Origin of the sequence: Streptococcus oricebi (genome assembly GCF_017883985.1) — a bacterium.
GTDB lineage: Bacteria > Bacillota > Bacilli > Lactobacillales > Streptococcaceae > Streptococcus > Streptococcus oricebi.
Genome location: NZ_PRDG01000002.1, coordinates 350,461 through 372,858, shown reverse-complemented (window position 1 = coordinate 372,858; position 22,398 = coordinate 350,461). Strand labels below are relative to the sequence as shown.

General features: G+C 42.8%; 22 protein-coding genes, 2 pseudogenes and 1 other annotated feature. All 24 genes and pseudogenes read right to left on the bottom strand.

Annotation, left to right across the window (positions count from 1 at the left end; genetic code table 11):
- Window positions 1-5: 5 nt before the first annotated feature.
- The 24 genes and pseudogenes from C4K46_RS04445 to C4K46_RS04325 all read right to left on the bottom strand — a co-directional run bounded on the left by C4K46_RS04445 (window position 6) and on the right by C4K46_RS04325 (window position 22,398).
- A complete protein-coding gene (locus C4K46_RS04445) occupies window positions 6-749 on the bottom strand; it encodes a response regulator transcription factor (RefSeq protein ID WP_209627670.1) in 744 nt (247 codons plus the stop codon).
- 341 nt (window positions 750-1,090) lie between these two features.
- Window positions 1,091-1,556: pseudogene (locus tag C4K46_RS10715) on the bottom strand (NAD(P)H-binding protein).
- Between the two features lie 292 nt (window positions 1,557-1,848).
- Window positions 1,849-2,217, bottom strand: a complete 369-nt coding sequence (gene rplL, locus C4K46_RS04430) for a 50S ribosomal protein L7/L12 (protein ID WP_209627668.1) — start codon at window positions 2,215-2,217, stop codon at window positions 1,849-1,851.
- A gap of 76 nt (window positions 2,218-2,293) precedes the next feature.
- Window positions 2,294-2,794: a 50S ribosomal protein L10 gene (rplJ, locus tag C4K46_RS04425; protein ID WP_209627667.1), complete on the bottom strand. Its 501-nt coding sequence runs from the start codon at window positions 2,792-2,794 to the stop codon at window positions 2,294-2,296.
- A gap of 38 nt (window positions 2,795-2,832) precedes the next feature.
- Window positions 2,833-3,025, bottom strand: a sequence feature (ribosomal protein L10 leader region).
- A 65-nt stretch (window positions 3,026-3,090) separates the two neighbouring features.
- Window positions 3,091-4,866 (bottom strand): glycerophosphoryl diester phosphodiesterase membrane domain-containing protein, encoded by a 1,776-nt coding sequence (locus C4K46_RS04420; RefSeq protein ID WP_209627666.1) that lies wholly within the window; start codon window positions 4,864-4,866, stop codon window positions 3,091-3,093.
- A complete protein-coding gene (locus C4K46_RS04415) occupies window positions 4,866-5,714 on the bottom strand; it encodes a CPBP family intramembrane glutamic endopeptidase (protein ID WP_209627665.1) in 849 nt (282 codons plus the stop codon). Before C4K46_RS04415 ends, C4K46_RS04420 begins: the two co-directional genes overlap by 1 nt.
- A gap of 261 nt (window positions 5,715-5,975) precedes the next feature.
- Entirely contained in the window at window positions 5,976-6,773 is a 798-nt protein-coding gene (locus tag C4K46_RS04410; protein WP_209627664.1) for a formate/nitrite transporter family protein, read from the bottom strand.
- A 191-nt stretch (window positions 6,774-6,964) separates the two neighbouring features.
- Window positions 6,965-7,912: a homocysteine S-methyltransferase gene (gene mmuM, locus C4K46_RS04405; protein ID WP_209627663.1), complete on the bottom strand. Its 948-nt coding sequence runs from the start codon at window positions 7,910-7,912 to the stop codon at window positions 6,965-6,967.
- Window positions 7,913-7,923: 11 nt separating this feature from the next.
- A pseudogene (locus C4K46_RS04400) lies at window positions 7,924-9,234 on the bottom strand (amino acid permease).
- 177 nt (window positions 9,235-9,411) lie between these two features.
- Window positions 9,412-10,104: a glucosaminidase domain-containing protein gene (locus C4K46_RS04395; RefSeq protein WP_209627662.1), complete on the bottom strand. Its 693-nt coding sequence runs from the start codon at window positions 10,102-10,104 to the stop codon at window positions 9,412-9,414.
- 125 nt (window positions 10,105-10,229) lie between these two features.
- A complete protein-coding gene (gene yihA / locus C4K46_RS04390; RefSeq protein WP_209627661.1) occupies window positions 10,230-10,817 on the bottom strand; it encodes a ribosome biogenesis GTP-binding protein YihA/YsxC in 588 nt (195 codons plus the stop codon).
- A gap of 58 nt (window positions 10,818-10,875) precedes the next feature.
- Window positions 10,876-12,105, bottom strand: coding sequence for an ATP-dependent Clp protease ATP-binding subunit ClpX (gene clpX, locus C4K46_RS04385; RefSeq protein WP_209627660.1), 1,230 nt, complete (start codon window positions 12,103-12,105; stop codon window positions 10,876-10,878).
- A gap of 47 nt (window positions 12,106-12,152) precedes the next feature.
- Complete coding sequence (locus C4K46_RS04380; RefSeq protein ID WP_209627659.1) at window positions 12,153-12,323, bottom strand: hypothetical protein; 171 nt, start codon at window positions 12,321-12,323, stop codon at window positions 12,153-12,155.
- A gap of 2 nt (window positions 12,324-12,325) precedes the next feature.
- Window positions 12,326-12,838, bottom strand: coding sequence for a dihydrofolate reductase (locus C4K46_RS04375; protein WP_209627658.1), 513 nt, complete (start codon window positions 12,836-12,838; stop codon window positions 12,326-12,328).
- A 158-nt stretch (window positions 12,839-12,996) separates the two neighbouring features.
- Window positions 12,997-13,836, bottom strand: coding sequence for a thymidylate synthase (locus C4K46_RS04370; protein WP_209627657.1), 840 nt, complete (start codon window positions 13,834-13,836; stop codon window positions 12,997-12,999).
- A 106-nt stretch (window positions 13,837-13,942) separates the two neighbouring features.
- On the bottom strand, window positions 13,943-14,371 hold the full coding sequence (locus C4K46_RS04365; RefSeq protein ID WP_245335125.1) for a hypothetical protein: 429 nt from the start codon (window positions 14,369-14,371) through the stop codon (window positions 13,943-13,945).
- Window positions 14,372-14,430: 59 nt separating this feature from the next.
- A complete protein-coding gene (locus C4K46_RS04360; RefSeq protein ID WP_209627656.1) occupies window positions 14,431-15,063 on the bottom strand; it encodes an alpha/beta fold hydrolase in 633 nt (210 codons plus the stop codon).
- A gap of 9 nt (window positions 15,064-15,072) precedes the next feature.
- Window positions 15,073-16,032, bottom strand: a complete 960-nt coding sequence (locus C4K46_RS04355) for an ROK family glucokinase (protein WP_209627655.1) — start codon at window positions 16,030-16,032, stop codon at window positions 15,073-15,075.
- Between the two features lie 182 nt (window positions 16,033-16,214).
- Window positions 16,215-16,664 carry a hypothetical protein gene (locus C4K46_RS04350; protein WP_209627654.1) on the bottom strand — a complete coding sequence of 150 codons (450 nt, stop codon included), beginning with the start codon at window positions 16,662-16,664 and terminating at the stop codon, window positions 16,215-16,217.
- A gap of 20 nt (window positions 16,665-16,684) precedes the next feature.
- Window positions 16,685-17,629 carry a hypothetical protein gene (locus C4K46_RS04345; RefSeq protein WP_209627653.1) on the bottom strand — a complete coding sequence of 315 codons (945 nt, stop codon included), beginning with the start codon at window positions 17,627-17,629 and terminating at the stop codon, window positions 16,685-16,687.
- Between the two features lie 84 nt (window positions 17,630-17,713).
- Window positions 17,714-19,579, bottom strand: coding sequence for an ABC-F family ATP-binding cassette domain-containing protein (locus C4K46_RS04340; RefSeq protein ID WP_209627652.1), 1,866 nt, complete (start codon window positions 19,577-19,579; stop codon window positions 17,714-17,716).
- Window positions 19,572-20,780: a CCA tRNA nucleotidyltransferase gene (locus tag C4K46_RS04335; RefSeq protein WP_209627651.1), complete on the bottom strand. Its 1,209-nt coding sequence runs from the start codon at window positions 20,778-20,780 to the stop codon at window positions 19,572-19,574. The genes C4K46_RS04340 and C4K46_RS04335 overlap by 8 nt, the downstream gene beginning before the upstream one ends.
- Complete coding sequence (dapB, locus tag C4K46_RS04330) at window positions 20,777-21,544, bottom strand: 4-hydroxy-tetrahydrodipicolinate reductase (RefSeq protein WP_209627650.1); 768 nt, start codon at window positions 21,542-21,544, stop codon at window positions 20,777-20,779. Before dapB ends, C4K46_RS04335 begins: the two co-directional genes overlap by 4 nt.
- The gene (locus tag C4K46_RS04325; RefSeq protein ID WP_209627649.1) at window positions 21,541-22,398 is read right to left on the bottom strand and encodes a DegV family protein; all 858 of its coding nucleotides are present in this window, start codon (window positions 22,396-22,398) and stop codon (window positions 21,541-21,543) included. The genes dapB and C4K46_RS04325 overlap by 4 nt, the downstream gene beginning before the upstream one ends.

Sequence of the window (22,398 nt, the reverse complement as noted above, 5' to 3'; positions counted from 1 at the left end):
TTCTCCTATCTTTTATCTAGCTTGGATACAAGCTCCAACAGTTTTCTCATCTTTAGCCTAGCCACAAAACAGGAACTCTGATTTTTTAAATAGACGATATTCTGCTTTTTATCTATAAAGCTGACATTGGCTGGATTGACCACAAAAGAACGGTGACAGTTATAGAGACTGGGATTTTGCTTTACAACATCAGAAAGATTGCCATAAAATTCCAGACGCTGATTTTCAGTATATAAAATAACCTTATGAGCTACCGTCGAAGTTTCTAGATAGAGGACCTTTTCTAAGGGGACTTCTATCTGCGAATGCTTTGACTTAAAATGAAAGGAAGCCTGACTAACCACTCGTCCAGCTTGACCTAAAACATAAGTTAGCACTCTTTCTATCCGCTGCTCAAAAAGATTAGCGTCCAGCCCCTTATCAATGAAGTCTAGGGCCGACACCTGATATTGAAAGGTTAGCGGCATAAACTCCGAATGCGTGGTCACAAAGACGATTACCGCTTGGGGGTCAAGCTCTCGAATCTGATTTGCAACTGCTAGCCCCTTTTGCTGCTCAGCCTTGATCTCAATATCTAGAAAAAAGACCTGATGGCTTCCTCTTTCTTTGATAGACTCTAATAAATGGCTGGGCTTGGCAAAGACTTGAAATGTCTGACAGGCCCAGTGATGTTTGGCCACTAGCTTTTTGATGACTGCTTCTAGATAAGATTGTTGGATAAAATCATCCTCTAAAATAAAGATATTCATACTACTCTCCGCTCTTGCTGGTTCCTTCCTGATATTTTTGGCCCAGTCTTTAGGGCTTTTATATTTTTCAGAAAAAATGAGACAAATTACAGATACTGCTACTTATTATTTTATCATAAATTTTACTAAGCGAGTAGGTTAGAGGGCAAGCAGAAACCCTAAACTAGAGACTTCAAAGAAGACATAACAAAGAACATAGCGAAAGCCCTAAATCGTCCCCTGTTAGCCCACTGTGGCTCTTGTGACCCTAGTTGGCAAAAGTGATGTCCTGCTCTCCAGCAACAAATAAAGGACCGGCTAAACCGATCCTTTTCGTACTAAAGCATTTTTCATAGATTCTCCTACATAAAGTAAGGTTTAGGACCATCTGAATTTGGCTTATTGACTCCAATATTTCCCCTAGAGTATCGCTCAGGGTGTTGGAAGATTTCTAGTCCCAAGGCAGCAACAGAACGACGAGAGATAACCGTTCCCTTATAATCTTGGTCACGACTGGTTGTTTCATAATCAATTTCATCCACATCAGTCAACCAAGCTGGACGCAAAACAGTGTAGTCCAAGTCAGATGCTTCAATCAGTTGGGATGCAGCACGATAAGGTGGAAGATAGCTACCGATAGCCTCTTCATTCCAGCGGCCAAATTCTCCCCAAAATACCTAATGAAGTCACAAAAACAAGCCGGGAAACGCCCTCCTGATTCATAACTTCAATCAAATTTTTAGCATGGTTTTCCATGTCACCTGAAAGAGAAGCAAAGACATAAGAAGTCCCGGCAATGGCTTGTGCTAATAGGTCCTTGTTTTCCATCTCCCCTTCAAAAATAGTTACTCGCCCTGCTGGCAAGTTCAGATCAGAGGCGGCTGGCCTTGCGCAAATACAGGTTTAAATGCTCTTCAGTTTGAGCTAAAAATAAGTCAATGGCCTGACGTGAAATTTGCCCGCTTGCTCCAATAATTGCTACTGTCACATCATTTCTACTTTCTATTTTCCTATATCTTGAGCGTCTGCCCAAAGGATGATGTCCTATCAATCCTATTTATCCTAAATAATGCTAAAAGACCATCCGTTGCCGGATGGCCTATTGGTAGATGCTACTCGATTATTTAAGAGTAACAGAAGCTCCTGCTTCTTCCAATTTAGCTTTAAGTTCTTCAGCTTCAGCAGCTGCAACACCTTCTTTGATGACACCTGGTGCACCATCAACAAGTTCTTTAGCTTCTTTAAGACCAAGACCAGTGATTTCGCGGACAACTTTGATAACTCCGACTTTCTTGTCACCAGCTGCAGTCAATTCGATATCGAATGAGTCCTTAGCAGCGGCAGCTTCACCAGCACCAGCAGCAGCTACAGCTACAGGAGCAGCTGCAGTTACACCAAATTCTTCTTCGATAGCTTTTACAAGGTCGTTAAGCTCAAGGATTGAAGCTTCTTTAATTTCAGCAATAATGTTTTCAATGTTCAATGCCATTGTTATTTCCTCCAAATTTTGTTTTTTTATAAATATTTTTTGCTAGCTAAAAGCTAGACTTAGGCAACTTTTAGGCTTAAGCTGCGTCTTCTTTGTTTTCTGCAACAGCTTTGACAGCGTATGCAACGTTGCGGACTGGCGCTTGAAGTACAGATAGCAACATAGACAGCAAACCTTCGCGGTTTGGAAGTGTTGCAAGAGCAAGGATTTCTTCCTTAGATGCCACAGCACCTTCGATAGCTCCACCCTTAATTTCAAGTGCATCCGCTTCTTTAGCAAAATCGTTCAAGATTTTCGCAGGTGCTACCACATCTTCATTTGAAAATGCTACAGCAGACGGTCCAACAAATACGTCAGCCAAACCTTCAAGACCAGCTTTTTCAGCTGCCCGGCGCAAGATTGAGTTTTTAATCACTTTGTACTCAACTTCGCTACCACGAAGATTACGACGAAGAACAGTATCTTGCTCAACAGTCAATCCACGAGCGTCTACAACGACGATAGATGCTGCAGCTTTCATTTTTTCAGCAACTGCATCTACTAATTCCGCTTTTTTAGCAATAATAGCTTCACTCATTATTTTGTTTACCTCCGTTTTTATTTTGCTTGGGATTATTTTTCAAAAGAAAAACGCGCCCAAACCTAGACACGAAAGTACAAACTATTTCTTCTCTAGTGAACTGAAATAAAACGTAAGCTGTATTAAGCTAGCATCTTATCTCAATCCACTATTGATGATTGTTTGTCCTCGGTAGGATTTTTATGAGTCTAGCTCCCCTACTGTCTTAGGCAGTTTTTTCAAACCATGAATAAGTATAGCACATCAAAAAAAAGATTGCAAGCTATTTGCGCAATCTTTTTTGATTTATTGGTTTATTTTAAACTGGTGACTAGTTGACGTAGCAATTTATCAAAGTAAGTGTTCTTTTCCTTGAGTTCTTGCTTTTCCTTCTTAACTAGGTTTGGATAGTCGGTAATAATCCCAGTCACTGGTTTTTCCAGATATTTGACCATTTGATCCTCTTCGTTAATGGTCCAGACAAAGACTTCTTTTTTCTCTTTTTGGGCCTGGGCCACCAGGCCATCATTGTAAGAGAAATCCTCGATGACAAAAAAGTCTACCTTATTCTTAGCAAAATCACCGAATTGTAAGGGAATGACATAGCCTGTATCCATCTCAGGAGCCTTTTCTTCAATGGCTTCCATGACCTTTAAGTCTAGCGACATGACCTTGTAATCCCTATCTACCCCTAGACGGCGCATTTCGGCAATAAAGAGGTCCACATAATTATCAGGCTCTGAACCGTGAGGTTTGAGTTCGACCAAGAGTTTAACCTTTAGTTCTTTAGCTTTTTGGACAAATTCCTCAAAAGAAGGCAGCTTGCTCTTATGGCCGTCTTGGCTGATTGGCAGTCCTACTACTTCATCAAAGGTCATATCCGCCACCTGCTTATCAAGGCCTACTAAACGCTTGAGATTGTAATCATGCATAACGACAAACTTGTGGTCTTTGGTGAGGAGAATATCCATCTCCACATAGTCCACCCCCTCCTTGGCAGCTCCTTCAAGTCCTTCCAAAGAGTTCTCAACTCCCTTACTGACATAACCGCGGTGACCAATAGTCAGACTATTGGGATTTAGGTCTACTGTAAAAAGAATCAAGCTATTATTGACAAGGCTAAGGAGCAGGGCTAGCGTGATTAGGAGCGAAAGGACTTTAGATTTCTTAGGCTCTTCTTTTTCATGAGCCAAAATACTAGCTGACAGCTCCTTTTCCTCCATGATGATTCGAACCATAATGGCTACAATGGATAGTTTAGATAGGAGGCTAAAGAAGAAAATAAGCACCTTCAAGCCAGTGAAAAAGATGGTCTCATATAAGAGATTGCTACCCTGGGGATCCAGCAGAACCATGATGATTAAAAGGAAGGTTAAGAGCAAGAGGGTCAAGAAGGTAAATATCAGCTCAAAACTTCCCCAGACCAAGCCTAGTTTAAACTTGCCTTTTCTGGTCAACTTCCAACTGCGCTTGATATTATCCCAAATAGTCAAATCATTAGTCACCGTCAGTGGCAGGGTGAATAAGAGCCGCAAATTGATGTAGGAAAAGAACAAAAGAGCCAAGGGATAAGCTACTGCTCCCAAGGAAGTCTTGGTCAGCTCCCCGCTGATGAACTTTGGAATAAAGAGATTTTCAGTCAAGATGGAACTGAGGCCAAGATTGGCCACAGGTACCATAGAAATCAAGTATAAGAGAAAGACTGGAAACTGTCGCCAATTTAGCTTGCGAAAGCTCAGCCAGGCATTTTTCAGAAGTGACTTCCAGGAGAAATAATCCTCTTGATAGCTACCATAAACCATCAGGGTCAAAACTGAAAATTCAAAGAAGATAAGACCAGCCATAACCAGGATAAAAAGGACGATAAGGGCCAGACTTACGGGGTTAACTAGCATGCTAAACAGGCTATCCTTGGTTAAATTTTCCTGACCAGAAGTCAGGAGGATAAATTGAAAGACCAACTTCATCAAGCCTACTCCCAGACTAGTCATGACTAGCTGCAAGAGGACAGCCCTTGAATAGTAGGTAAATTTATGGCGATAAAGATTAGACCAAACTTCTTTAAAGAGTTTTCTTACTTGAATCGTCATCAGTTTTCCCCCCTTTTACGCAAGAGACAGACCATATAAAGACAGGCCAAGAGACCAAAAAACGTTGTAAAAATGCTAGCCTCCACTCCAAAACTACCGCCATTGATTAGGGGCAAATCAGCCCTAGCTTGAGAGATAAAAATAGTTTTTGGAAAGACCTGACCGCTGACCTCAATCCCCAAAAGAGGGCCAAGCGTAAAATTCCAAATAGAATGGGCCGCTCCTACCAACCAGATATTATCAGTCAGCCAAAAGAGCAAGGCAAAGACCAAACCAAATACAAAGAGATTGATAACTGGCATCAAGGTCATTCCTGGATTGGCAGCATGTAGGCCCATAAAGGCTAGAGCGCTGATGAGCGTCGCCCAAACTCTAGAAAGGTGACTAGCCAGCTCGTTAAATAAATAGCCCCGAGTCAAGACTTCCTCGGTCAGACCCTGAATAAAGAAACCTAAAGCCGCTACTAAAATCCAGAGCCAGTCAACAGAATCCTGGCTAGCAAAGCTAAAGCCGGAAAAAAGACTAGCCGTACCAATGACACAGCAGGCCATGCCCAAGCCCAGAATGAGACCCAAACCATATTGGCCAAGGCAGTTCTCCTTTTTAAAACCTAAAGCCCTGATGGAACGCTTTTTTATCCAAAGGGTATAAGCGATGGCTAAAAAGGTAGAGCCAGCAAAGGTATAAAGGCCCCCAATTTGCTCTACAATCCCCTTGTCTGGACTGATCCAAGTCGTAAATGGACTGACAAGAGCTGCTCCCAGTACAGCAAACAGGAAATAATAAAGCAAGGCTGGCCACCAATTTTTAGACGGTTTTTCTTTGACGTATTCTAAACTCTTCTTCACGAGTTCCTCCTTAAAATTACTTGTGTCTACTGCTAAATCTTGCAAGATAAGGAAAGAAAGCTTCTTATCCTTCCCAAAATGTCCACCTAGCACCAGCTTAGACACACCAATCTAGAATAGCATAGATAAAGTATGGAGACAAGAAATAAGCCCGTCCCATAGGCTTTTAGAGGCAAAAAAACAAACTTCCCACAAAGAGAAAGTTTGTCTTAGTTCATCAGATTATTTAAATCATCTTTTCCTTCTTAAATCAGAGGAAAATCAATCAAGATAGGTATCTTCTTTTTTATTAAGAAAGGCATAAGGGAGACCGATTAAGAAGCCACCGCCAATAAGGTTGGCAATCCAGGTCACTCCCCAGTGACGGAAGATATTTGCCAAATCAAAGTTCTTAACGGAGTCTGCAATGGGGTGGAATTTGACAATGGCAAAGGAGGCAAAGTTGGCTGCAATATGCTCATTAGTCAGATATACAAACATGTAAATAGCCGATAGGACCAGAAGTAGCTTAGCCGTTCCGTCCTTGACCAGGATAAAGCAGAGAATAGCAATATTTACAAAGACATTGGCTAGGATTCCCTCCAGCAAAATCAATTCATTTGACCGCGCCAGTTTCATCTCTACTACCTTAACGATAAAGCTATCCTTGTTTAAGCCCTCAAAGGCTGCGGAATTGGCAAAGAGCCAGCCAGCAATCAAGGCCCCAATAAGATTAAAAAGAGTACAGTAGAGCAGGATGAGAAAGGCCTTCTGCCACTTCAACTTCTTCAAGTAGCTCCCTGCTGTCAAAAACATCATATTAGAGGTAACCAACTCGGCATTTAAAAAGACGATATAGGCTAACCCCCAGACAAAGAAGGCTGGAAAGACAAAGCGACCAAGACCTGGAATCGCCTTATTGATAACATCCGCCCCAATGGCACCAGCTGCGGTACTCAGGGTCAAGAAAGCTCCTGCAAAGATTGAACGGACTGCATACTTGCCCTTACTGCGGTCAAAGAGACTTTCTTTCTTGCCACAGGCCTGGGTGAGTTTTTCTAGAAAAAGTGATTCTGCCATTTGATTTCTTCCTTGTGATTTTTATTACAAATAATAGTATAGCATAAAATCCAAGGATTGAAAAGGCTTTCCTGGTTTTTATTTTCCCAAAAGAAAAAATCGGTTCAAGACCAGTTTCTTAGGTATTTATCCCAGACTTGCCTCGATTGAAAGCATCTTATCAATGGGCCAATTGGAGTTTCAAAACCTTTTTAGCCCTTGAAATAAGAAGCTAATTCGGCAATGTCCGCAGGGCGGGTTCGACAGCAACCTCCGACTAGCCTCACTCCTTTTTCTTGCCAAAGCTTGCTGTAAGAAAGCAAGGTCTGACTTTCTTCCTTGTCCTTGTGCCAGGTTTTCTTGTTTCCGTCATAAATCTCACCAGAATTTGGATAGGTCAAGAGGGGTTTAGCACTGGTCGTCTTTAGTCTTTCCAATAGAGAAGAAAGAAAAGCGGGCGGTGTACAGTTGATACCTAAGGCTAAAACCTGGGGACTAGCTTGGCAGAGGGCTCCTAAGTCAGCTATATCTGTGCCGTCTACCAGCTGCTGCCCATTTTTTGCGGTAAAGGAAAAATAAGCCTCCGTAGTTGGAAATTCCTTTGCTAGCAAATCAACTAGTGCCGCAGCTTCTGCCGCATTGGGAATGGTTTCGATAGCTAATAAATCTGCTCCCGCTTCCAAAAGAGCGGCAATCCGTGGGCGGTGAAAATCCTGATATTCTTCCTTGGTCAACTGATAAGCCCCCGTATATTCAGAACCGTCCGCCAGATAGGCTGCATAGGGACCGACACTGCCTGCAACCAGGGGATAAGGTCGCTTCTGCCGCTCGTCTTCTGACAAATCCTGCCAGACTTGGGCAATAGCCTTTTGAACCAGTTCAACCGTTAATCTTAATAGAGAAAGAGCTTGTTTTTCAGGCAAACCATAGGCTTTTAATCCCTCAAGCGTCGCTTGATAGCTAGCTGTTGTAATGATGTCGCTCCCTGCTCGGACATAGAGTTCATGGATGCCTTGTAAAACTGCTGGATTGTCCAAAAGATACTTGGCAGACCAGAGTTGGCCCGAGACATCATAACCCTGAAATTCCAGCTCGGTACCTAGGCCACCGTCTAAAATCAAGACCTCCCTTTCTTCTAGGGCTTGGCGAAATTTTCCCATCTTTTTCTCCTTTACCATTTTTTATAACGCAGATAGTGATAAATATAGCATAAGATAATGAAAGGAATACCGAAGTAAAGCCCAGTCCGTTGCGAACTATCCCAAGCAATCCCGATAATGGAAATGGCTAGCAAGATGATTGTGGCATAAGGCAAAATCGGATTAAAAGGCGTTTTGTAGGCCAAATCCTTTTCATCGTGTTCTTTCAGCCATTCCTTGCGAAAACGGATTTGGGCAATAGGAATGGAGAGCCAGACCACCACTACGGCAAAGCCTGCGATAGAAACCAAGGCCAGAAAGACCGTATCTGCTGCGTAGACACTGGAAAAGAGTGCCAGAACAGCCCCTAGCATGGATAGAAGCAGGTCCCGCATAGGAACCCCATACTGGTTGATTTTCACTACTTTTTTACTAATCATTTCTTCATTAGAGAGCGACCAAAGCATACGACTGGAGGCATAGAGGCCCGAGTTTCCAGCCGACAAAATCGCCGTTAAGATGACAAAGTTCATGATGTCTGCAGCAAAGGGCAGGCCAATTTTATCAAAAACAGCAACGAAAGGCGCTTTAGAGACCCCAGCTTCCTTCATGGGCAAAAGCGAAGCCAGGACAAAAATGGTTAGTACAAAGAAAATCACCAAGCGGCCGATGGTTGTTTTAATGGCCTTGGGAACAGCCTCGGTCGGATTGTCCGTCTCACCAGCCGCAATCCCGATTAGCTCGGTACCTGAAAAAGCGTAATTGACTGCTAGCATGACCGAAACGACAGCAATAAAGCCATTAGGTAGGAGACCATGTTCCGTCAAATTGCTAAAATAAGGTGCCGGACTCCCGTCTTTCATCGGCAAAAAGCCAAACATGGCCAAAAGACCCAGAATGATAAAAGCAACAATAGTCAAAACCTTAATACTTGAAAAGTAAAATTCTGCTTCCGCAAAAACTTGACACTGAGGGCGTTAAGGGCAAAAATAACCGTCGCAAAGACACCCGCAAAGATCCACTCAGGCACTCCAGGAAAGCAGCGTTGCATGAGCAAGCCTGCCCCCCAGAAATTCCGTTCCCAGAGCCACTGTCCAACAAAGCCAGTAGAGCCAAGCAATGGTAAAACCTGTACCTGAGCTGATAAATTTAGTGGCATAAGTATGAAAGGAACCTGTCACTGGCATGGCGACTGTCAACTCACCCAGTGATAGCATGACCAGATAGACAACAATCGCCTCCACCAAATAAGACAAAATAGCTCCAAAAGAACCTGCCTGTCCAATAGTGTAGCCTGAACTCAGGAAAAGTCCTATTCCAATGACACCACCTAGCGACAGCATAAAGAGATGACGGCTGGTCATCTTACGCTGAAATTCCCCTTCATTCTCAAAATTATGATTTTGACTAGTCAGTTTTGAAGTATTTTCTACCATGACAACTCCTCAATTTATTTACTAGCTATTTTACCATAAATAAAAAACCTCAACCATATAGAAATTTTATGGCTGAGATAGTTTTTATCTATTTGCCCAAGCGATGTCTAGATTCAAAACATCTTGGGAAGTGTACTGCTGACGGTAGGGGTTATAGACCACACCAACAGCCCCTGCTTCTCCTTGCGTTTCAAGAACGTCGTACTGGGTTAGATTGTATTTTTCGATAATCCGATTTAGCTTGGCGCTATAGCTTGTATCTGTTGCGTAGACACCTGTCAAGGCTTCGGTCGCTTCCAAGTAGCTATTGGTATTGCTCTTCCAAGCATTGGCATAGTAACCCTGACGCAGGATATTGACATAGTCAAGCAGGGACTCATAATAGCTTGGATAGGAACGGAAATCAGCGTTGATTTTATAGGCGTTCCCTTGGCCATCATCTTCCCAGGTCTGCATATTGGCCGCTTGACCAGCATACTGGCCTTTCACTCCAAAAAGATTATAGTGAGGCGCTGATGACAAGGTAGACTGACCAGAATTACTTTCCAAAATCGCTTGTGCAATCATCACAGAAGCATAAAGGTCATTTTCTTGGCCCAGTTGACGGGCTGTCTCACCGATTTGCGAAATCAGGGCCCAGGTTGGATTGTAGGCCACTTGATAGCCTTCATTGGCGCTAGCCTTTTCCACCCGATTTGATAAAATTAAAATTCCCGCTACAAGAGCCCCAAAAGTCAGGGTTAGGGCTGTTAAAATTCGCTTGTCCTTCTTTTTCACGAGTAACTTTCTCCTAGTTAAATAATATAGTATAGAAATTGTATCATATTCCCAGACAAAAAAGAAGACGCTTATTTTACAATTTGATAACAGTTTAGCATTTTGCCAGTCTTTTCCGACAGATTTTAAACTTTGTCCAGAATGGCCTGCCAGGACTGGTCTAGGCCGATTTTGTCAACCGCTGAAAAAATGATAAAATCATCATTTTTATCAAAGTCCAATTTCTTTTTAATGGCGCTTTCGTGCTTGTTCCACTTACCTCGAGGAATCTTATCGGCCTTGGTAGCGACCAGGATGACCGGAATTTCATAGTATTTAAGAAATTCATACATTTGCACATCATCGGCACTGGGGTCATGGCGCAAGTCAACCAGGCTGACCACTGCCCGAAGGTTTTCCCGATTAGTCAGGTATTCCTCAATCATCCGCCCCCACTTGGCCCGCTCGCTCTTAGAGACCTTGGCATAGCCATAGCCCGGAACATCAACGAAACGGAGCTTGTCATCAATATTGAAAAAATTAAGGAGCTGGGTTTTGCCTGGCTTACCGGAGGTTCGGGCTAGATTTTTACGATTGAGCAGGCTGTTGATAAAGCTAGACTTGCCGACATTGGAGCGCCCAGCTAGGGCAATTTCTGGCAGGTCGTCTTGGGGATAGTGGGATTTATTGGCCGCGCTGAGCAAAATCTCAGCATTATGAATATTGATTTCCATCTTTCTCCTTTTAGGAAAAACTCCGTTGAGACTTCAGCGGAGTTTTTTATCTCTTATTTTAAGCAGTTTCTAGGATCGGCTTGTCTGTACCTGCCACTGCCTCCTTGGTAATACGGACTAATTTGACACCATCTTGACTCGGTACTTCAAACATGACATCCATCATGGTTTCCTCGATGATAGAGCGTAAACCACGCGCACCTGTCTTGCGTTCAATAGCCTTATTGGCAATTTCTTGCAGGGCCTCATCATCAAACTCAAGCTTGACATCATCATAGGACAAGAGGGTCTGATATTGCTTAACCAAGGCATTTTTGGGCTCACGAAGAATGCGGACCAAATCCTCAACAGTCAACTGCTCCAAGGCAGCGAAGACTGGTAGGCGGCCAATCAACTCAGGAATGATACCAAACTTTTGGATATCCTCGGAAATAATCTCCTGCATGTAGGAATCACCCTCATCAATTGCTCGGTTGTTCTGGCCAAAACCGATGACCTTTTCACCCAGACGTTGCTTGACGATTTCTTCGATACCGTCAAAGGCCCCACCAACAATAAAGAGAATATTTTTGGTATCTACCTGAATCATCTCCTGTTGAGGGTGCTTACGACCTCCTTGAGGAGGGACACTTGCGACCGTTCCCTCGATAATCTTTAGGAGGGCTTGTTGGACTCCTTCACCCGATACATCTCGAGTGATAGAGACATTTTCAGACTTCTTGGCAATCTTATCAATCTCATCAACATAGATGATACCACGCTCTGCCCGCTCGATATTAAAGTCAGCAGCCTGCAAGAGCTTGAGCAGGATATTTTCCACATCTTCTCCGACATAACCAGCCTCTGTCAGGGCTGTCGCATCCGCAATGGCAAAGGGCACATTGAGACTGCGAGCCAGAGTCTGAGCCAGGAAGGTCTTACCTGATCCGGTCGGACCAATCATCAGAATGTTTGACTTTTGCAGGTCCACATCTTCCTCTTCACGACTATCGTGGAAGTTAATCCGCTTATAGTGATTATAGACAGCAACCGCTAGGGCTCTCTTGGCCCGATCTTGACCGATGACATAGTGGTTCAAGATATTCAAAAGTTCTTGTGGTTTTGGAACCTCTGATAGATCTGCCAAGACCTCCTCAGCTAGCTCCTCCCGGATAATCTCCTGGGCCAGCTCCACACACTCATTACAAATAAAGGCGTTGTTCCCTGCAATAATCTTTTGAACTTCCTCTTGGTTCTTTCCACAGAAAGAACAATAAACCATCATATCATTATTTCGATTTGTAGGCATGAAATTTTTTACTCCATTTTTTCTAATACATTAAATTAAATTTGCTATTAAAACAAAGTCATATAAAAGGCATGAATTGTATTGACTAAGTTGGTAAAGGCGTTGAGCCAAAAAAGAACCGATAGACCGTAGCGTTTCTTACGCAGGGTCTGGATGGCACAGATGACGCAAATGGCACATAAAAAAGCCGTAAAAACGCCAAAGACACTTCTTTCCATTACTACGAATCCTTTCTCTCTAGGACTTTTACAGTAAAATCATACTGATTCTTTTCGTCCTTGGCATGAAAGAGACTGGAGGTCTCTTCAAACCGCGAAAAGTCAAAGTCTTTAGGGAAGTAGGTATCTCCCTCCAGCTGGGCATGGATTTGCGTCAAAATCAATTGATCTGCCAAATCCTCAAAGGCTGAAAATACTTGACCACCACCGATAATAAAGAGGGTCCGCTCCTGCTCTTGATACCAGGATAAGACCGAGTCCAAATCATGAAAGACTAGCACGCGCTCGTCGTCCACCTGATAGCTCTTATCCCTGGTCAAAATCAGACTCAGCCGATTGGGAAGAACTCGCCCTTGCATTCCATCAAAGGTCACCCGCCCCATTAGAATGGCATGGCCAGTCGTGACTTCCTTAAAATGCTTTAACTCGGCTGGTAAATGCCAAGGGAGGGTCTGATCCTTACCGATTAGTCCGGTCTCATCTTGGGCCCAAATGGCTACTATCTTTTTGGTCATTCTCAAATCCTTTACATTGATACTACTATTCTATCAAATTTACCTAGAAAAGACACTTTTTAAGCATGATTTCCAGCCTTTTTATTTGGACAATCTTTCCCGCTATTTCTAAAAATAGACAAGAGAAAACACCCGTAAAAGGTGCTTACTCGATTGGACTAGATGGCTAGGTCAAATTTTAGCTGGGGTTTGACCGGGTCATAGTTTTCTAAACGAAAGTCCTCTGCCTTTATCTCAAAGAAATTCGTTCCGTCTGGCACATCTAAGACCAGGAGGGCCTCTTGACTAGAGGGTTCTCGGCGTAAGAGCTCCTCTGCCTGCTCAAATTGATTATCATAAATATGGAGATTATTGACAAAGTAGAAAAATTTGCCAGGCTTCCAACCAAAGTGCTTGGCAATCATCATCTGCAAGGCTACATATTGCATGGCATTGATATGATGGGCTACCAGCATATCATTGCTCCGCTGGGTCAGGGTCGCATCCAGATAGATTTCTCCATCTACCCGCCTTACATCAAACATGGTTTGAAAGGCGCAAGGTAGCAGACCATCCGTCTCTTCAAAGGCCTCATAGTCCCAGAGGGAGATGATATTGCGGCGATTCCAAGGATTTTCAGCCAACTGCTTTAAAATCTTTCCGATAATATCATGCTTCTTGACCACAGCTCCATAGCGTTGGCCGATGGTCTTGCTACCAGCAACCTCCCAGTCATTCCAGTAGTGGACACCATACTTGTCATTCAAGACCTCTAGACTATTGGACTGGTCCTGATAAATCCAGAGGACTTCCTTGATTGCTGACTTAATCGCAATCGGGCGTAGGCTTGTAATTGGGAACTCCCCCTTAGAGAGGTCATATTCAGCAAAAGAGCCTGTTATGTACTTAGAATTGGCGACTTGTCCATCCTTATAGCGGGGACGGGCATTTTCTGAAAAGACCCCTTCTTCTAAAATCTTTTTGATATTCTCCTTAAAAATCCGATCTGCTTTCGTCATGCTTACTCCTTTAAAATGAGAAAATTTACTTTATCTAGTATAACATAATTCAAGCCCAAAGAGGCACTTAAAACTCTCCCTACCGCTAAGGCAGGAAGAGTCCAATTTATTTAATCCAAGTATTTGGGTGATTGAGCTCATCGGCTTCCAAATCAGATAATTCCAAGGTCACCTCAGGCACTGCTGGAATATTTGAAATGGTCACCAAGGGATAGTTCTTATAGGTCGTGAAACGGACCGAACTTCCTTCTTTTCCGCCACCAAAATCATAGATATAGTTGATTTGGGCATCAGCTGGAAGCTCTACCAGCATCTCCTCTGTAATCTCGTCGCCGTCTTCCCCTTCTATCTCATCTAGCATATCGGAAAACCATCCCAGAGCTTCTGGATTAGAGGTTTCCATAATCTGCTGATTTTCACTATCATAGACATGTATCATGTCCCGATGCTTGCTCTTGTTAGGCTGACAAGCTACAAGAAAGAGAAAGGCTAGGACAAGGACGGACAAGGATTTCAGAAATTTCATCTCTTTCATACCTCCTTAGTAAGATAGGGCTACTAGCCTATCGGACTATCTAGTTTTAAAAGGCTAGCCTACTCAGCCTTAAGCTGTTTTTGCAAAAACTCTTCAAGGATTGTCGAAAATTCCTCAGGTCTTTCTTTATTTAGTTCGTGCCCGCCATTCTCAAGAATAGTCAACTGGGCGCAGGGCAACAATCGAGCTAAATTCCTTGTAGTAGCGAGATTAACCTTATCTTTGCTGCCACAGATGACACGCACAGCCAGATTGATATGTTTCATCTGCTCTGTCATCTCAAGATTTTTCATTGACTTAAAAAACTGAAGCAAGCTCGCTTTATCAACACCTTTTTGCGCGAGAGCTTTGCTAGGTAGCAACTTAAAAACGACATTTTGCAGTTTATAAAAGAAATTGTGCTTCAGGTCGTATTGAGCAGCAGACACAACCAAGCCTTTCAAGCGAGGCAACTTTTCTTTCGCCAAAGCCAGAGCCAAGGTTCCCCCAAGCGAGAGACCAACCAAAATAAAATCTTCATTTTCTTGTTTTAAGTACTCTAGCGCATTTGCTTTTAACTGAGCAAAATCCGCTGGAAAGACGCCGTTGGGCAAGAGTTCAGGAGCTGCACTAGGATAGTTTGCTAAATACTCACGAACTGCTCCCCAATCATCAGCCGTCTGCCCCGCTCCCTGCAAAAAGATCAGTTTCATACCTGCCTCCTATTGCAACACCAGCGAAGCAGCCCCAATCACACCAGCATCATTTCCGAGATTAGCTAAGGCCAACTTGGTTGTTTCCTTAATCTGAGGAAAGGCATTTTTATCAAAAACTTCTTGGACGCCTGCTAGGAGAAAATCTCCTGCTGCTGACACACCACCACCGATAACGATGGTAGCTGGATTGAGGACACTAGCGATATTGGCACAGGCTAGACCCAGATAACGAGAGAAATTGCGGTAGACAATCAAGGCCAACTCATCCTTTTCCTTGGCTAAATCAAAGACAGTCTTGGCAGTCACATCTTGACCATCATCAATCAGCTTTTTCAACTCGGCGTCGCCAGCATATTCTTCTGCATAACGGCGGGTCAGATTGACAATTCCAGTTGCGGATGCAACTGTCTCCAAACAACCTAGCTTGCCACAGGTACATTGGATAGGTTGGTCAAAGTCAACTGTGATATGGCCCAATTCTCCTGCTGCTCCAGCAACCCCATGAATCAGGCGGCCGTCAGCAATGATTCCACCACCGACACCTGTTCCCAGGGTCACAAAAACAACATCTGGATTGTTCTCACCAGCTCCGACCCACTGTTCGCCCAAGGCTGCCACATTAGCGTCATTATCGATGAAGAAAGGAATAGCAAGGGCAGTTTCCATTTTTTCCTTGACTGGCTGGAGGCTCTTCCAATTAAGGTTGTAAGCTCCAATAACTGTCCCTTGGAAACGATCCACCACACCAGGAGAGCCCATGCCAATCCCTAAAAAGTTTTCAGCAGTCAAGCCCAAGAGGTCCAGGTGGTGCTTGATAGAAGCAATCATCTCGTCAACAATATGGCTACCATCGTCCAGAATATTGGTCTTAATGGACCATTTTTCCTGAATTTCTCCAGCCTGGGTCAAGATTGCAAACTTAATGGACGTACCACCCAAATCGATTCCAATAATTTTTTTATCCATTTCTTTATCCTCAATTCAAATAGAATATCTTCACAATCATTATACCAAATTTACAAAAAAATGAAAAGGTTTGCAAAAAGAAGAAAAGGTTTTAGATGTAGGGCTTTTTTAATATTTAGAAAAAATTTTTAGACAAATTATCTAAAAAATCTAGATAATCTAAACGAAATCTTATCTAACTTCTAAGAGTTTTTTTGTTTCTGAATATAAAATTTTAATATTTTCCTATACTGAAAAATAATCCAAACCAAGAGAATTATCTCCATTGAAATAAAAGTTATATCTATGAGTCTGTTTCCAAGTGCTTCTCTATATAAAATTGCTATCTCAAAAAAATAGGACGCCATTAAGAATAAAGTAAGAATCATAGCCACCCAATATACACTAAAACGTTGAAAATAATTTTCCGATATTGCTTGAATCATAAAGATAAACAAGGGAAGAAATAAAATCAAAAATAATAAACTCTTACTAAAAGGGGTTATTAGAGAGGATAATTTCGAATTCGTAACAAATGAAATAAGTGTAATAAATTGTTCGTCATAAGGCTTTGCTAAAGGAGCAAAAAATATAATCAAGTAAATGAATCCAGTAATATAGATATCAATGCTATAAAGTTTTTTAGTTATCATCTAGTATCTTCTCCTCTATGCTATTTTTTATTTGCTTTTTGTAAATCTTGGTATTCTTGATAACTAGTTATGTAAGGATTCTCTGGTCGAAGATTACTATCCTTCAACTTCCAAAGCACTGGTTCTTCAACAACCTCAAAAGATAATAAAAGGTCTACCAATTCTTTAGAGCTCATCTTAGACTTACTCAAGTAAAATCTCCCTCCTTTTCGAGCCAATCCTTCCATGCGTTCGTCCATCCCCCTGCTTTCTATAACCTCTTCAGCCACTGTAATATTAGGATTACCATCAAAACCACCATCAAAATTTTCACCAAAATCAATATCAACAGGTAGTTCAGATAAATCTGCAATTTTTATCAAATTAGCTAATTCTTTATCATAATGCTCATAGATACTCTTAGGTTTCCTATTAGAAATTGTTTGCTTATCAATATTCAAATAGACTGTTTTCTCATTTCCTAACTTAATTTCTAAAACATCTTGACCATTTTCTAAATAGATACTTTTCGAAATTTCAATATGATTTATATCTAACTTTTTATCTTTCAAGAGCTTAATAAGGTTAATATCTTGAGATTTATTTAACCCACTTGTTTTATTGTAATTATACTTCATTTGTTTATAAGGATAAATATGTAATGTATAATGACTAACCTCGGTATACAGTCGTTCTTTATAGTTAAGTACATAATCTTTTAAAATTATATTGGAAGAACCAACAATAAAATTATCATATTCCTTATTCGTAAATCGAATTCCAAAACCAAGCTCACCATAAAGAGGCATAAACTCCTTAATCTCCTGCCCATTTCCAGAATTTATAGAATACATATATTCAAATGTTTTTGGAAGTTGAGAACGATACAACTTTTTTAAAATAAACAAGCTTCCAAAAATTGTCACCACCATTAAGCTTAATAGTAAGATATTTATCTTTAAAATTTGCCAAATATTCTTTTTCATAAGGACTCCTATCGAAAATTAAGTAATTTTGTAACAGAAAAATACAACATTTGTATTTTAAACTCAGAAATTTAAAACTTCTCCTTATTCCAACTCGCTCAAATATTCATAGCGTTCGTATTTTTCTAGTAGTTGCTCGTTTTTGCTATCTAGGTCTGCCTGCAAGTGCGAGAGCTTATCAAAGTCCGAGGCGTGGGCCTGCATTTGGGCCTCGATTTGGGCTAGTTCAGCCTCTAATTCTTCAATATCTGCCTCGATGGTCTCCCACTCTTGCTGCTCGAAATAGCTTCTCTTCTTTTTAGACTCCCGGACCTTGCCTGTCTTTTCTTTCTGGCCTTTAGTCACCAGTGTAGCTTGCTCGACCTCAAAGGTCTTTTCATCTAGATAGTCTGTGTAGTTGCCATAAAATTCTCTGATTTGCCCATCTTCAAAGGCCAAGATTTTCTGGGCTAGCTTATCTAGAAAATACCGGTCATGGCTAACTGTAATGACCGGTCCTGCAAAGCCTTGGAGGAAGTCCTCTAAAACAGTCAAGGTCGCAATATCCAAATCATTGGTCGGCTCATCTAAAAGGAGGACATTGGGCTTTTCAAGAAGAATTTTTAAGAGATAGAGGCGTTTCTTCTCCCCTCCGGATAGCTTTTGAATCAAGGTGCCGTGACTGGAGCGTGGAAAGAGAAATTGCTCCAAAAGCTCGGCGATACTGATTGTCGCTCCGCCTGCTTGGACCTCTTGGGCCACTTCCTGCAAGTAGTTAATCAGGCGTTTGGACTCATCTAGTCCTTCGGTCTTTTGGGAAAAATAACCCACCCGAACCGTCTCACCAATCTTTAGCTGGCCTTGGCTGGGGCTCAACTGGCCCGCAATCAGATAGAGCAGGGTCGACTTCCCCACTCCATTTTCACCCACAATCCCAATCCGATCCTTACTCTGAATCAGGAGATTAAACTGGCTAAACAGCTCTTTTTGACCGTAGGAAAAGGAGACATCCTCAAACTCAACAACCTTTTTCCCAATCCGGCTGGTCTCAAAGTCTATATCCAAATCGCTGTCCTTGCTTTGGCCTGAAAGGTCCTTCTTTAAATCCTGGAAACGATTAATTCTGGCTTGTTGCTTGGTTGCTCTAGCCTGGGGTTGCCGCCTCATCCAGGACAACTCCTGCTTATAAAGCTGTTTCTTCTTGTGAAGCAGGGCTGCATCGCGTTCATCCTGTTCGGCCTTTAAACGGACATAATCCTGATAATTGCCCTGGTATTCAAGAACTTGTCCCCTATCCAGTTCAAAAATCCGATTAGAGACTCGGTCCAAAAAATAGCGGTCATGGGTAATAAAAAGGACCGTCTTTTTACTATTGATGAGGAAGTTAGCCAGCCAGTTGATACTCTCAATATCCAGGTGGTTGGTTGGTTCGTCCAAAAGGAGCAACTCCTCGTCTCCCAAAAGGACCTGGGCAAGCTGGACCCGTCTGCGCAGGCCTCCTGACAAGTGTCCAACCTTGGCCTGCAAGTCTGTGATTCCTAGCTGGTTCAAAACGGTCTTGACCTGATTTTCAATAGACCAGGCGTCCAGTGAATCCATTTCAGCCATAATCTTTTCAAGTTCGACCTGCTTGTCCTCGCTATAATTGCTTAAAAGCAGCTCATAGTTCCGAATCAGGACCATTTCTCTTAAGTTACTGGATAAGACCGTATCTAAGACCGTCTGCTCATCATCAAAATCAGGCTCCTGTCTCAGATAGGCCATGCGGTAGTTGCTTTTACTAGAGAAGGGATTGACATCCCCATCAAAACCACTTAGGCCTGCTAGAACATCTAAAAGACTGCTCTTACCCGTTCCATTGACCCCAATCAGACCAATCCGATCCAAATCGTGGATAATAAAGGAAACATCCCGTAAAACAGTCTTATCTCCGACTGTCTTGGTCAAGCCTTCAACGATAAAATCACTCATGGTCCAACTCCTTAATAAATTTCATAATAGCATCCTTTTCATTGGGAATCCGATCCTCCACAATGGCCAACTCTAGCTCCTTTAACATTCGGCCCAGGTCAGGACCTGGCTGAATGTTAAATTCTTCTATCAACAGGCGGCCATTGACGACAATTTCCTGCTTATCGTGGATAGCCAGACTCTGGTAGGTCTGCTCAAGCAAGTCAAAGTTCACCTCTAGGCCAGCCTCTTGGCGGATTTGTTCCGCTAGCTCTAGCAAATCCCAGCTAAAGCGGTAGCAATCCTTCTTTTCAAGAGGTCCTTGCTGGCGAATCCGGTAGATACTGACTAAATCTTCTACCTTTTTTTGAAAATCATTGGAGGTTTTCCAAGCCTTCAAGAAAGGACGGGCCGAGGTCAAATCCAAGGCCAAGATAAGACTAGCCCAAGCCTGCTCGGAAGTCTTAAACTGGGTGTCTGACTTGGTCTCTTCCAAGAGTTGCTCCAGGGCCTGGCCTCGATCTTTTAGGCCAGGAAGGTAGTGATAGGCTCCACTTTCAATCAGACTTAAAAGAGCCCGGCGCCAGAAAGGACCAGCCAGAAGCTTGTCAAATTCGATAAAGACCCGCTCTACTGAAATCTTTTCTAAAAGAGGGGCACAGCTAGTCATAGCAAGACGAGTATTTTCCTCCAGTTTAAAACCTAGGCTAGCTTGAAAACGAAAGCCCCGCATCACTCTTAGAGCATCCTCATTGAAACGCTCACTGGCTATCCCCACTGCCCGCAAGACTTGCTGCTCCAAATCAGCAAGGCCAGCAAATTTATCAATCAGATTGCCCTCTTCATCCAAGGCAAGAGCATTGATTGTAAAATCTCGACGCTTCAAGTCCTCTTCCAAAGAGCGCACAAAGCTGACCTGACTAGGTCTCCGGTAGTCGACATAGGTATCCTCCGTCCGAAAGGTCGTCACTTCATACTCTCTTTCTCCATCTAAAACCAGGACCGTTCCATGCTCAATCCCGACATCAATGGTCCGAGGGAAAATCTGTTTGATTTCTTGCGGATAGCTGGAGCTAGCAATATCGACATCGTGAATCGGCCTATTTAAGAGGGCATCTCGTACAGAACCACCAACGAAATAGGCCTCAAAACCAGCCGCCTTAATTTTTTTTAAAATTGGTAAAGCCTCCTGAAATTCAGAAGGCAAATGCTTTAATCTCATAATAAATGTTCCAAACCATATACAAGCTCTGAGCCTTCGACTACCTTTTTAATAGCCAAATTAACCCCAGTCATAAAAGAAACCCGGTCATAAGAATCATGGCGCAAGGTCAAACCCTCGCCTTGGCTACCAAAGATGACTTCTTGATGAGCAACCAAGCCTGGTAGGCGAACACTATGGATGTGCATACCATCGAAATTTGCCCCCCTAGCTCCTGCTAGACTTTCGGTTTCATCTGGAGCACCCTGCTCCTGGCTGGTCCGAACCTGACTAATCAGCTCTGCTGTCTTAACCGCTGTTCCGCTAGGGGCATCCTTTTTCTGGTCATGGTGGAGTTCGATAATTTCCACATTAGGAAAATATTTTGCTGCTTGGGCAGCAAATTGCATGAGAAGGACAGCCCCAAGAGCAAAGTTAGGAGCAATCAAGCCCCCTAAACTTTTGGCGCGTGAGAGCTCTGTTAATTCGGTAATTTCTTCACTGGTAAAGCCAGTGGTCCCAACTACTGGGGCATAGCCTTGCTCCAAGGCAAAGCGAGTATTTTCGTAGGCTACTGCTGGCGTAGTAAAGTCTACCCAAACATCTGCAGTCAGTCCCTTCAAATCCTCCTTAGACTTAAAAACCTGAACTCCAGCCACTTGCTCTTCAGGAGCAAAGGGATCATAGAGGGCAACTAGGTCCAAATCAGGGTCCTCAGTCACCATCTTATAGGCAGCCTGCCCCATTTTTCCCTTAAAACCAGCGATAATAACCTTAATACTCATGCTTCCTCCTCAATCAAAGGTGTCACTCCAAAAGCGATAGCTCCCTCACCCAGGTGGGTGCCAATCACGCTACCGATAGCTGCAATCTCAATCTGACCTTGTAGACCACTGTCCAGAAGGAGCTGGCGAAACTCCTCAGCCTTTTCAGGTCTTTGGGCGTGTAAGACAGTGATTTGGTAGGCTTTCTGTCCAGTCATTTCCTGCAAGATGTCCAAGAGACGCTTGACTGCCTTTTTCTCTGTCCGAATCTTTTCGTAAACCTCAATCACCCCATCATTAAAATAGAGAATGGGCTTGATACTAAGAAGATTTCCTAAAATAGCCGCTCCATTAGAGAGGCGACCTCCCTTGACTAGGTGATCCAGGTCATCAACCATGATGTAGGCTGTAGTAAGATTGGCCTGCCTTTCCAGGCGATTGACAATCTTATCAAAGTCCAAACCTTCTTCTCCCCAAGTCAGAGCGTTTTCTACCATCGTTCCCAAAGGAGCTGATGTGATTTTTGAATCGATAAAGACCGTTTCTAAATTTGGAAATTCCTCAATCAGATATTGGATATTCTGATAAAAACCAGAAATACCACTGGATAAAAAGAGACCGATAATGTGGGTATAGTCTTGCCCCGACAAGATGGACAAGAGCTCTTCTAAAGCTGCTACACTGGGCTGGCTAGTCTTGGGAAGCTCCTTTGATGCAGCCATTTTTTGATAAAAGTCATCAATGGTCAGATTTTTCCCCTCGATGTAGGTCTGATCATCAATCAAGACTGGGATATCTAGTACAAAGAGATTTTCACTCTCTCTGATACTAGCTTTCAGAGAGGCTGACGAGTCTGTAATGACAGCTAATTTCAT